Source organism: Enterobacter sp. BNK-18, from assembly GCF_047456135.1.
Taxonomy (GTDB): domain Bacteria; phylum Pseudomonadota; class Gammaproteobacteria; order Enterobacterales; family Enterobacteriaceae; genus Enterobacter; species Enterobacter ludwigii.
Genome location: NZ_CP179899.1, coordinates 2,513,441 through 2,525,399 on the forward strand (window position 1 = coordinate 2,513,441; position 11,959 = coordinate 2,525,399).

The 11,959-nt window shown below is 56.1% G+C and carries 11 protein-coding genes; 4 read left to right on the forward strand and 7 right to left on the reverse strand.

What is annotated here, in order from left to right; all coding sequences use genetic code 11:
* Nucleotides 1-169 precede the first annotated feature (169 nt).
* The 4 genes from ACMGG3_RS12125 to ACMGG3_RS12140 form a co-directional block, all read right to left on the reverse strand.
* Nucleotides 170-1,069 carry a Dyp-type peroxidase gene (locus ACMGG3_RS12125; protein ID WP_020883082.1) on the reverse strand — a complete coding sequence of 300 codons (900 nt, stop codon included), beginning with the start codon at nucleotides 1,067-1,069 and terminating at the stop codon, nucleotides 170-172.
* Nucleotides 1,070-1,161: 92 nt separating this feature from the next.
* On the reverse strand, nucleotides 1,162-1,737 hold the full coding sequence (locus ACMGG3_RS12130; protein WP_020883081.1) for an RpoE-regulated lipoprotein: 576 nt from the start codon (nucleotides 1,735-1,737) through the stop codon (nucleotides 1,162-1,164).
* A gap of 63 nt (nucleotides 1,738-1,800) precedes the next feature.
* Complete coding sequence (locus ACMGG3_RS12135; protein ID WP_044858159.1) at nucleotides 1,801-2,250, reverse strand: DUF2919 domain-containing protein; 450 nt, start codon at nucleotides 2,248-2,250, stop codon at nucleotides 1,801-1,803.
* Nucleotides 2,237-2,662 carry a GNAT family acetyltransferase gene (locus ACMGG3_RS12140; RefSeq protein ID WP_020883079.1) on the reverse strand — a complete coding sequence of 142 codons (426 nt, stop codon included), beginning with the start codon at nucleotides 2,660-2,662 and terminating at the stop codon, nucleotides 2,237-2,239. The genes ACMGG3_RS12135 and ACMGG3_RS12140 overlap by 14 nt, the downstream gene beginning before the upstream one ends.
* Nucleotides 2,663-2,874: 212 nt before the next feature.
* Here ACMGG3_RS12140 and amiA point away from each other — a divergent pair, with 212 nt between their 5' ends.
* The gene (gene amiA / locus ACMGG3_RS12145) at nucleotides 2,875-3,750 is read left to right on the forward strand and encodes an N-acetylmuramoyl-L-alanine amidase AmiA (RefSeq protein WP_014171098.1); all 876 of its coding nucleotides are present in this window, start codon (nucleotides 2,875-2,877) and stop codon (nucleotides 3,748-3,750) included.
* On the forward strand, nucleotides 3,750-4,649 hold the full coding sequence (hemF, locus tag ACMGG3_RS12150; protein WP_414149203.1) for an oxygen-dependent coproporphyrinogen oxidase: 900 nt from the start codon (nucleotides 3,750-3,752) through the stop codon (nucleotides 4,647-4,649). Before amiA ends, hemF begins: the two co-directional genes overlap by 1 nt.
* 18 nt (nucleotides 4,650-4,667) lie before the next feature.
* Here the strand turns inward: hemF and maeB are convergent, their stop codons facing one another.
* On the reverse strand, nucleotides 4,668-6,947 hold the full coding sequence (gene maeB / locus ACMGG3_RS12155; RefSeq protein ID WP_414149204.1) for an NADP-dependent oxaloacetate-decarboxylating malate dehydrogenase: 2,280 nt from the start codon (nucleotides 6,945-6,947) through the stop codon (nucleotides 4,668-4,670).
* A gap of 290 nt (nucleotides 6,948-7,237) precedes the next feature.
* On the opposite strand from maeB, the gene tal reads away from it, so the two are divergent.
* Both tal and tkt read left to right on the forward strand, forming a co-directional pair.
* Entirely contained in the window at nucleotides 7,238-8,188 is a 951-nt protein-coding gene (gene tal, locus ACMGG3_RS12160) for a transaldolase (protein ID WP_014171101.1), read from the forward strand.
* Between the two features lie 19 nt (nucleotides 8,189-8,207).
* Nucleotides 8,208-10,196 (forward strand): transketolase, encoded by a 1,989-nt coding sequence (gene tkt / locus ACMGG3_RS12165; RefSeq protein ID WP_138278302.1) that lies wholly within the window; start codon nucleotides 8,208-8,210, stop codon nucleotides 10,194-10,196.
* On the opposite strand, the gene ACMGG3_RS12170 is transcribed toward tkt, so the two are convergent.
* Both ACMGG3_RS12170 and nudK read right to left on the reverse strand, forming a co-directional pair.
* Nucleotides 10,193-11,236: a DUF1176 domain-containing protein gene (locus tag ACMGG3_RS12170; protein WP_414149205.1), complete on the reverse strand. Its 1,044-nt coding sequence runs from the start codon at nucleotides 11,234-11,236 to the stop codon at nucleotides 10,193-10,195. The genes tkt and ACMGG3_RS12170 overlap by 4 nt on opposite strands.
* Nucleotides 11,237-11,344: 108 nt before the next feature.
* Entirely contained in the window at nucleotides 11,345-11,935 is a 591-nt protein-coding gene (nudK, locus tag ACMGG3_RS12175; protein ID WP_020883075.1) for a GDP-mannose pyrophosphatase NudK, read from the reverse strand.
* Between the last annotated feature and the right edge of the window lie 24 nt (nucleotides 11,936-11,959).

Below are 11,959 nucleotides of genomic sequence, written 5' to 3' on the forward strand. Positions count from 1 at the left end.
CCCTTATAAATGTGATGACTATCTTATAGTCATAATATTTATAACGAGGACGAAAGGAGTAACGGTTTTATATACCGTTTGGTGATTTACAAGCAGAAAAGAGAATAAGGGTGCAGCCCGTCGTGGTCCGCACCCCAGCCCTCTCCGTGCGGGAGAGGGTGGACAGCACTTACAGCGCCAGCAGACGCTCGACGGACGGGGCGAAGTAGTAGCCGCCGGTCACCGGTTTGGTGAAGCGCAGCATGGCGTCGCGCTTGCCGTCGGTATCGCCAAACATGCTCAGCAGCTGCTGTTCGATGTTATGCAGGCGCGCGCAGTACGCACAGAAGTAAAGACCGTGGATACCGCTTGCTGTGCCGTATGGCAGGCTCTGGCGAACAATCTTCAGACCTTTCCCGTCTTCCTTGAGGTCAACGCGGCTCAGGTGAGAGGTGACAGGACGGGCATCGCCGTCGATCTCTTCGTTGGCCTCTTTCGTACGGCCAATCATCATCTCCTGGTCATGCACGCTCATGCGGTTCAGCTGCTTGAGGTTGTGCTCCCAGCGCTGGACGAACACATAGCTGCCGCCCGCGTCGACGCCGTCTTTGATCACTGCCACTTCACGACGCGTCTCTTCACCCGCCGGGTTTTCAGTTCCGTCAACGAAGCCGCTCAGGTCGCGTTCTTCCACCCAACGGAAACCGTGGATCTCTTCCTGAACGTCAATGCTGTCACCAAAAGCCGCAACCGCCGCCTGGGCAACGGAGAAGTTCACATCATGACGCAGCGAGAGAATGTGGATCAGCACGTCGAACTGCGTTGCGGGTGCCAGGCCTTTACCGTAAGGGATAAAATCCTTCAGCTCTTCGGCGCCTTCGCCACCGCTCAGTTGACGCCAGACGTTATGACCAAAGGCAACGACCGCGCCCAAGTGGGCGTCCGGGAATTTGGCCTGGAAGGTGGCCAGCTTATCAACGAACGCTTTACTGGCCGCACGCAGGGCATCCACATCCCCTTTAACATTGGCTTCAATCCAAATCGCCGCGCGGCAATGTTCTGGCAAAATGCCACTCTGAACCTGAGACATCGCTCCTCCTGAAATAAAGATGCCACGTCAGCGTGGCATTGATGGCGGCTATTATACCCGTATTTCAGCGAGACGGTTTGTCCAGGCGCAAATTACTGCTTCCAGATAATTTTGCTCACTTTCCAGCTTTTCAGCGTGTCGTCAGACGGCATTAAACCTTCCGGACCACTCCAGGTACCGGTGAAGAGATAGCTGATGTGCTGGCTGCCCTGCGCTTTACATTCCACCGCCACGCCGTCGTCAGACGGGGCACTGGTGCAGTTGCCGAAGGCCTGTTTATAGAGTTCGCTAAACGGGGTTCCCACTTTCACACCGCTTTCGGTTGGGATGTCGTCGTCCATCACAGCAATGCGGTTTACCGTGCCTTTATCACCGTTAATCACCAGCGCCAGCGTGTCACCCTTCAGCGCTTCGAAATAACGCACGATATTGCCGTTTTCTGTTTTCATGCCGCTGCGCAGGCGATAACCGCCACCCAGTGCATCCTGAAGGGCGTCCTGATCCAGTGCCGTCGCGGCGGTAATTTTACCCACGCCCTGCTCGGTCACTTCCGTTGAAGAGCCAAACCAGTTCCACGGATAGGCCGCAGACCAGTTAATTGATGAGAGCGTTGAACAGCCGGTTAACGCCAGCGGGAGAGCGCATAAAAGTAAACGCAGCGATTTCATTGAAACGTCCTTACGTGTTAAATCAACGCTTGTTGGAGTGCGGTATCGGCAAAAAGTGCCAGGTTAATCTTCCTGATGCGTAAAACAGGCGCGAAGGCGGGGATTCGTCAGCAGCCACAGCAGCGCCACGATATCCGCCACGACCAGCGCAATACCGATCCCCGTAAGCGGTTCACCGCTCCACCAGAGCACCGGTTGCCAGACGAGCAGCGCAAGCTGAGCAAGGATCAGCAGCCAGCGAAGCTCACCCCACAGGCACGGGATCGTATGCCGTCGCCCGCTGCATAAAAACGCCACCACCGCCGGCACGCCCGGCAGCAAGCCGAGCCAGAAGGCATCGTGATCGGGATAGAAGAGCGTCAGAAGCGTATCGCCCTGCCCGCGCGACGCGGCGGCCATCACAAACAGCACCCAGGTACGGGCCTGCAGCAGCAGAACGCACCAGAACAAAAAGGGCAGCCTGACACGCCCTTGCGCATCATAATCTGCCGGATGGATCTCAGTACTCTTCATCTTCTATCAGGCGCTTACCTAAGCTCAGTACGTCCGCGTGTTCATAACCCAGGCGTTCATACATGCCCAGCACCACGTCGTTATCTTCCCGCACCATGATCTGAATCTTCGGGCAGCCGCGGGCAATCAGTTTCTTTTCCAGCCGATTGAGCAGCGCATTGGCGATGCCGCGCGCACGAAATTCCGGGTGCACGCCCAGATAATAGGCCGAGCCGCGATGGCCGTCGTACCCGCCCATCACTGTTCCCACCACCTCGCCGTTGACTTCTGCCACCAGAAACAGACTGACGTCGTGATTCAGCTTACGTTCAATATCCATTTCCGGATCGTTCCACGGACGCAGCAGATCGCAGCGCTCCCAAAGGGTGATCACCTCTTCGAAATCTTCCTGGCGAAAAACGCGTATCTCCATGGTATTAACCGCCTTTTCGGGTTTAAAAACAGTGATTATGGCGTGAACATCGCGTTTAGCCAATAACCGGGGAAAAACTCGCCAAAATTTGGCATAATGTCACTTTGTCACGTATTGAAATGAAAAGTAAAACAATTCTCAATAAGGACTGTCGTAACGCTAATCACGATACGATATAACACCAGGACCCCAATTTTTACAATTCAGGCCGCATGAGCACATTCAAACCATTAAAAGCACTCACATCGCGTCGTCAGGTTCTCAAAGCGGGGCTGGCGGCCTTAACGTTAACGGGCATCGCACAGCAGGCTCAGGCTAAAGAAGAGAGCACGCTCAAAACCAGTAACGGACACAGTAAACCGAAATCGAAAAAGCCGGGCGCGAAGCGTCTGGTCATGCTGGACCCCGGTCACGGCGGAATTGATACCGGCGCTATTGGTAAAAACGGTGCGAAAGAAAAGCATGTCGTGTTAGCGATTGCAAAAAATGTGCGCGCAATTTTACGCAGCAATGGCATTGACGCCCGCCTGACGCGTTCTGGCGACACGTTTATTCCGCTGTACGACCGCGTAGAGATCGCCCACCAGCACGGTGCCGATCTGTTTATGTCGATTCACGCGGACGGTTTTACCAACCCGTCGGCGGCGGGGGCTTCGGTGTTCGCCCTCTCCAACCGTGGGGCGAGTAGCGCCATGGCGAAATATCTCTCCGATCGTGAAAACCGGGCGGATGAGGTTGCGGGGAAAAAAGCCACCGACAAAGATCATCTGTTACAGCAGGTGCTGTTTGACCTCGTTCAGACGGACACCATTAAAAACAGCCTGACGCTCGGCTCGCATATTCTGAAGAAGATTAAACCGGTGCATCGCTTGCACAGCAGGAGCACCGAACAGGCGGCGTTCGTGGTGCTTAAGTCGCCATCAATTCCGTCCGTACTGGTGGAGACGTCGTTCATCACCAACCCGGAGGAAGAGCGCCTGCTCGGCACCACCGCGTTTCGCCAGAAGATCGCCAACGCCATCGCCTCAGGCATAATCAGTTACTTCAACTGGTTCGATAACCAGAAAGCGCACTCCAGGAAACGTTGATGAAACCCAATGCACAGCTGGTAAAAACATTCCTGCTGCAGCTGCAGGATGAGATTTGCCAGAAACTGGCCGCCGCAGATGGCGGTGAATTTCAGGAAGATAGCTGGCAGCGCGAAGCCGGTGGCGGCGGACGCAGCCGCGTGCTGCGTAACGGTGGCATCTTTGAGCAGGCTGGCGTCAATTTTTCCCACGTCCACGGAGACGCGATGCCCGCTTCCGCCACGGCTCATCGACCAGAACTGGCAGGCCGCAGCTTCGAAGCAATGGGCGTATCGCTGGTGGTTCATCCGCACAACCCGTATGTGCCGACCAGCCATGCCAACGTGCGCTTTTTCATTGCTGAAAAACCCGGGGCCGATCCGGTCTGGTGGTTTGGCGGCGGTTTTGACTTAACGCCCTACTACGGGTTTGAAGAAGATGCCGTGCACTGGCACACCACCGCACGCGATCTCTGTCAGCCGTTTGGGGACGACATCTACCCGAAATTTAAAAAATGGTGCGATGACTATTTTTATCTGAAGCACCGCGATGAGCAGCGCGGCATTGGCGGGCTGTTCTTTGACGATCTCAACACGCCAGATTTTGATACCGCATTCAGCTTTATGCGGGCGGTAGGTGAAGGGTATACCGAGGCCTATCTGCCGATCGTGGCGCGGCGTAAAGATACCGACTACGGCGTGCGCGAGCGCGAGTTCCAGCTTTACCGCCGTGGGCGCTACGTAGAGTTCAACCTGGTATGGGATCGCGGTACGCTGTTTGGCCTGCAGACCGGCGGGCGCACGGAGTCCATTTTGATGTCGATGCCGCCGCTGGTTCGCTGGGAGTACAGCTACGAACCAAAAGAAGGCAGCCCGGAGGCTGCCCTGAAAGACTTTATTACGATTCGGGACTGGGTGTAATACCGGCAGGCGCAGCGCTTACAGCGGCTGCGTCTGCGCTTCAACCACCGCCAGTGCCACCATATTCACGATACGACGCACCGAAGCAATCGGCGTCAACACGTGCACTGGCTTCGCCACGCCCATCAGTACCGGTCCTACGGTGACCCCTTCAGAGCTGGAGACACGCAGCAGGTTGTAACTGATGCGGGCCGCTTCCACGTTCGGCATAATCAACACGTTTGCAGAACCTTTCAGCGGGCTGTCCGGCATGCGTTCGTTACGAATGCTCTCCACCAGCGCAGCATCACCGTGCATCTCGCCGTCAATCATCAGTTCCGGCGCACGCTGGCGAACCAGCTCCAGCGTCTGGCGCATTTTGCACGCCGCCGCTGATTTCGACGAACCGAAGTTGGAGTGCGACAGCAGCGCTACCTTCGGTTCAATACCAAAGCGACGCACGGTTTCTGCCGCCATCACGGTGATCTCCGCCAGCTCTTCCGGGCTCGGATCGTCGTTAACGTAGGTGTCGGCAATAAAGGTGTTGCCGCTTGGCAGCAGCAGCGCGTTCATCGCCCCGGCGGTGTGGACCCCTTCGCGATAGCCGAAGATCTCCTGCACCACGCTGAAGTGCTCGTGGTAATCACCGATCGTGCCGCAGATCAACGCATCCGCTTCACCGCGGTGGACCATGATCGCCCCGATCACCGTCGTGTTGCTGATCACGGCCTTTTGCGCCTGCTCCTGGGTGATCCCGCGACGTTTCATGATCGCGTAGTATTCGTTCCAGTACTCTTTAAAGCGCGGATCGGATTCGTTATTAACGATCTCAAAATCCACACCCGCTTTGATCTGCAGCCCCAGCTTCTGGATACGCATCTCGATAACGCTCGGACGACCGATCAGGATTGGCTTCGCCAGACCTAAGGTGATCAGCTCCTGCGTGGCATGCAGAACGCGCGCCTCTTCCCCTTCCGCCAGCACCACGCGTTTCGCGTCGGCACGCGCCTGGGAGAAAATGGGCTTCATAAACAGGTTGGTTTTGTAGACAAACTCGGTGAGCTTATCGACGTAAGCATCGAAATCTTTGATGGGGCGCGTCGCCACGCCGGAGTCCATTGCCGCCTTAGCAACCGCCGGGGCGATTTTGACAATCAGACGCGGGTCGAATGGTTTTGGAATGATGTAGTCCGGGCCAAAGCTCAGATCCTGGTCACCATACGCCGAGGCGACCACTTCGCTCTGCTCGGCATGCGCCAGTTCCGCAATGGCATGAACGGCCGCGAGCTTCATCTCTTCGTTGATCGCCGTCGCGCCCACGTCCAGCGCCCCGCGGAAGATGAACGGGAAGCAGAGAACGTTGTTCACCTGGTTCGGGTAATCGGAACGACCGGTACAGATAATGGCATCTTCACGCACGGCTTTTGCCAGCGGCGGCAGAATTTCCGGTTCCGGGTTTGCCAGCGCCAGAATCATTGGCGCACGCGCCATTTTCTTCACCATCTCCTGGGTCAGCACTTTCGGGCCTGAACAGCCAAGGAAGATATCCGCGCCGTCAATCACGTCCTCCAGCGTGCGTTTACCGTCGTCTTCTACCGCGTAGGCCGCTTTGGTTTCCGCCATGTTCGGCTCACGGTCCTTGTAAATAACGCCTTTGGAGTCGCAGACCACAATGTTGTGCTTCTGCATACCCAGCGCCACCAGCAGGTTCATACAGGCGATTGCCGCCGCGCCTGCGCCGGAGACCACCATACGGACGTCAGAGAGGTTTTTCTCAACCACACGCAGACCGTTCAGAATGGCCGCGGTGCTGATAATCGCGGTACCGTGCTGGTCATCATGGAACACGGGAATGTTCATACGCTCGCGCAGTTTCTGCTCGATATAGAAACATTCCGGCGCTTTGATGTCTTCGAGGTTGATCCCACCGAAGGTTGGTTCCAGCGCGGCAACCACATTGATGAATTTATCAGGATCGAGCTCATCCACTTCGATATCAAACACGTCAATACCGGCAAATTTCTTGAACAGAACGCCCTTGCCTTCCATCACGGGCTTACCGGCCAGCGCACCAATATTGCCTAATCCCAGCACCGCCGTCCCGTTAGAGATCACGGCGACCAGGTTGCCACGCGCGGTGTATTTATAGGCTGCCAGCGGATCTTTTTCGATTTCGAGGCACGGCGCCGCGACGCCGGGCGAGTAGGCCAGCGCCAGATCGCGCTGAGTCACCAGCGGTTTTGTCGGGGAGACCTGAATTTTACCTGGGACAGGGAACTCGTGGAAATCGAGAGCACTCTGTTTTAACTGATCATCCATCTTATTTTTCCTTTCACGTATCGGTCAAAAGGGTGACGTTTGCGATCCTGAAGCACACCCTGGTGTGCCGCCTAGTATCGCCGCAGGCAGCCACATAAACTTTGAAGGCTGCCAAACTCTCACCATTGCAGAATAAAAATTGTTATCAATTTATAACAGCCATGTTACCCGTCTCAGAAAGCAATGCCTCCCCCGTCTGCTATGCTTTTTTGTTAAGTCCATCATGATTTTCGCAGAAGTGTGAACTAACGCACTCAAGTAACTCTTTTATTTCCAAGGAGTAATTATTTATGAACCAACTAGACGGCATCAAACAATTCACTACCGTGGTCGCCGACAGCGGTGATATCGAGTCGATTCGCCACTATCAGCCCGAAGATGCGACCACTAACCCTTCGCTGCTGCTCAAAGCGGCCGGTCTTGCTCATTTTAGTCATCTGATTGATGACGCTATCGACTACGGTAAACAGCGCGGTAAAACACAGGAGCAGCAGGTCGCCGAAGCGAGCGACAAGCTGGCCGTTAATTTCGGTGCGGAAATTCTGAAAAGCATCCCGGGACGCGTCTCTACCGAAGTGGACGCCCGCCTCTCCTTCGACCAGGAGAAGAGCATCACGAAAGCCCGCCGCCTGGTTGAGCTCTACCAGGAGCAGGGCATCGATAAATCGCGCATTCTGATTAAGCTGGCCTCAACCTGGGAAGGGATCCGCGCGGCGGAAGTTCTGGAAAAAGAGGGGATCCATTGCAACCTGACGTTGCTGTTCTCCTTTGCGCAGGCGCGCGCCTGTGCCGAAGCCGGCGTCTTCCTGGTGTCTCCGTTCGTCGGGCGAATCTATGACTGGTATCAGGCTAAACAGCCGATGGATCCGTACGTGGTGGATGAGGACCCGGGCGTGAAATCGGTGCGTAATATCTACGACTATTACAAACAGCACCGCTACGAAACCATCGTGATGGGCGCCAGCTTCCGCCGTACCGAGCAGATCCTCGCCCTGGCAGGCTGTGACCGCCTGACCATCTCCCCTAACCTGCTTAAAGAGCTGCAGGACAAAGAGGAGACGGTTATCCGCAAACTGGTGCCCACATCAACCGTTCTCCCCAAACCTAAAGCCATGACCGAAGCGGAATTCCGCTGGGAGCACAATCAGGACGCAATGGCCGTCGAAAAACTGGCGGAAGGCATCCGCCTGTTCGCCGTCGACCAGCGCAAACTTGAAGATCTTCTTGCCGCCAAACTTTAACCTTGCCACGGAGTGAATTATGTCCCGTAAAGAGCTAGCCAATGCCATTCGCGCCCTCAGTATGGATGCCGTGCAGAAGGCCAATTCCGGCCACCCTGGCGCCCCCATGGGCATGGCTGACATTGCCGAAGTGCTGTGGAATGATTTCCTGAAGCACAACCCGAACGACCCCAGCTGGTACGATCGTGACCGTTTTATTCTCTCTAACGGCCACGCCTCCATGCTGCTCTACAGCCTGCTGCACCTTTCCGGCTACGACCTGCCGCTATCCGAGTTAAAAAACTTCCGCCAGCTGCACTCAAAAACGCCGGGCCACCCGGAGATAGGCTATACGCCGGGTGTGGAGACCACCACCGGGCCGCTCGGCCAGGGGTTAGCCAACGCGGTCGGGCTGGCGATTGCCGAACGCACGCTGGCGGCGCAGTTTAACCAGCCAGACCACGAGATTGTCGATCACTACACTTATGTGTTTATGGGTGACGGCTGTCTGATGGAGGGGATTTCTCACGAAGTCTGTTCGCTGGCGGGCACGCTGGGGCTGGGCAAGCTGATCGGATTTTACGATCACAACGGTATCTCCATCGACGGGGAGACCAAAGGCTGGTTTACCGACGACACGGCAAAACGGTTTGAGGCCTACCACTGGCACGTAGTGCATGAAATTGACGGCCACGACCCAGAAGCGGTGAAAAAAGCGATTCAGGAAGCGCAAAGCGTGAAGGACAAACCGTCCCTGATCATCTGTCGCACCACCATCGGTTTCGGCTCACCGAACAAAGCGGGTAAAGAGGAAGCCCACGGCGCGGCGCTGGGTGAAGAAGAAGTGGCGCTGACCCGGCAGAAACTGGGCTGGAAATACCCGCCGTTTGAGATCCCGAAAGAGATCTACCGCGAGTGGGACGCCCGCGAAGAGGGTGAAAAAGCCCAGCACGCGTGGAATGAAAAATTTGCCGCCTATCAAAAAGCCCACCCGGAACTGGCCGCTGAATTCTCGCGCCGCATGAGCGGTGGCCTGCCGGAGGACTGGGAAGCGAAAACCCAGGCGTTGCTTGAAAATCTGCAGTCTAACCCGGCAAAAATTGCCACCCGTAAGGCCTCGCAAAACACGCTTAACGCCATCGGCCCCCTCCTGCCCGAACTGCTGGGCGGCTCCGCGGATCTGGCTCCAAGTAACCTGACGATCTGGTCTGGCTCAAAATCGCTGAAAGAGGATATTGCCGGGAACTATATCCACTACGGGGTGCGTGAGTTCGGGATGACCGCCATTGCCAATGGCATCGCCCATCACGGCGGGTTTGTGCCCTACACTGCTACCTTCCTGATGTTCGTTGAGTATGCCCGTAACGCGGCGCGTATGGCGGCATTAATGAAAGCGCGGCAGATCATGGTCTACACCCACGATTCGATTGGTCTGGGTGAAGACGGTCCCACGCACCAGGCCGTTGAGCAGCTGGCGAGCCTGCGTTTAACGCCAAACTTCAGCACCTGGCGTCCGTGCGATCAGGTCGAAGCGGCGGTTGGCTGGAAGCTGGCGGTTGAGCGCCACACGGGGCCAACGGCATTAATTCTGTCTCGGCAAAACCTGGCCCAGATTGAACGCACGCCGGAGCAGGTAAAAAATATCGCCCGCGGCGGGTACATCCTGAAAGACAGCGGCGGCAAACCGGATGTCATTCTGATTGCTACCGGTTCTGAGGTGGAAATTACCGTGAAGGCCGCGGAAAAACTGACCGCCGAAGGTCATGCGGTACGCGTGGTATCCCTGCCGTCCACCGACATTTTTGATGCTCAGGATGAGGCCTACCGTGAATCGGTCCTGCCCTCTAACGTCGCAGCCCGTGTGGCCGTCGAGGCGGGTATCGCCGACTACTGGTACAAATATGTCGGGCTGAAAGGTGCTATCGTCGGGATGCGTGGGTACGGCGAGTCGGCGCCTGCCGACAAGCTGTTCCCGTATTTTGGCTTTACCGTTGAGAATGTGGTTGAGAAGGCGCTGAGCGTAATTTAGCGCGTGATCCACAACGTGGCCCAGGCATCTGGCCCATTCCAGTTATCGCAGCTGGGCTCTTCTGCATAACGCACCAGGCGGAAACGCTGGCCGTCAAAACGCCAGCGCGTCTGGACCCCACAATCGCCAATACCGCGCCCCAGCGCGAGCGTAGTCAGCTCGCGCGTTTTCTCATCAAAGCGGGCATTCATCAATTCGATTTCACTGCTATCGTCTGCAGGGGTGAAAGGCAGACGCAGCCTTACACTGCGGGAAGAAAACGGCTTTTTGCGCGATACCAGCCAGGCCAGATCGACCGTGTTATACGCCCCTGCCTCACAGCTAATAATCAGCAATGCTTTTTCATCGGTTAACGCGGTAACGCGCACTTCACGGCGGTTAGGATCGAGCGAGCACTGGCTGTTGTTCATCCGCCAGGTGCCATAATCCAGCAGGTCGTTCAATTCGGCGTGGGAGAGCGGCGTCGGCGTCGGATTGACTACCGCCACCTTTTTTAAGGCGGGTGCAGGCGGCACGCTTAACGGCGGATCGTCACCTTTTTTAATCCAGGCCGTTTCACTCCCGACACGTTTCTGCTGCGCGTCAATAAACAACAGCGCGGCTTTCAGGCCGTTCAGAGAGATAACCTGGTCACCGCCGCGCAAGGTCAGGGCTTTTCCTTCCTGGATATTTTTCAGAAACGCCGTGATGGTGGCGGCATCATCACTTTTCAGATGCCACGGGGTTAACTGCCAGTGCTGCCGATCCAGCTTGAGAGGAACCTTATCCAGCAACAACCGCGGCGCAATATCCGCTTCTTTCACGGCAGGGTCAGCAAGGCCGCCGAGATCGATACGCAGCGTAGCGTCGGTTTTCGCGCCGGCACTGCGGCTGAGCGTCATGACCAGCCCCCGGTGTTCACCGGTATTGCGTGCGAGGCAAAAATTCTGGTTATTGCAGGTCACCTGCCAGTCAGAAAATAATTGCTGGGCAGGCGCAGCCCACACCTGCGAGGAGGTGAGCACGCAAAACAGGCAGAGAAGAGAGACGCAATAGCGCATGAATGGCACAATCCCGGAACGAAAACGCTTAACTGGGCTGTATCTTCGTGTTCCCGCCCGGGTTGCTCAATCGGATTTATCGGATAGATTTATCCGAAATACATTCTATCACCGTTCGAAAGAGGCGTTCATCAGCCCGGTCGTTTGAAGATACTGTAGTAATATCACAGCTTTACCATCCCTGATTTCCCCGGCATGCATCATCTCCAGCGCCCGGGAAAACGGCAACTCCAGCACTTCAATATCTTCATCTTCCACGCCACCGCCGCGGTGAGTACGCTGCGCATCGCTGTATTCCGCGATGAAGAAGTGGACGATTTCCGTCACGCCGCCAGGAGACATAAACAGCTCGAAGACCTTTTTGACCTCTCCCACTTCAAAGCCAGTCTCTTCGACGGCCTCTTTGCGGATGCACACTTCCGGCTCGTCGTCATCAAGCAGGCCCGCACAGGTTTCAATCAACCTGCCGTCAGGGTTGCCATTGACCCATGTTGCTACCCTGAACTGACGGATCAGCACCACACTCTGCTTTTCACGGTTATAGAGCAAAATGGTGGCGCCATTGCCGCGGTCATAGACCTCGCGTTTATGGCGGATCACTTCACCGTTATTACGGGTTAAATCGTAAGTGATGTTACGCAGGACAAAGTAGTTTTCAGAAAGGATTTTGTCTTTGATAACGTCAATTTTCAGGGTCATACGGGCTCCACGACACAATGAGTC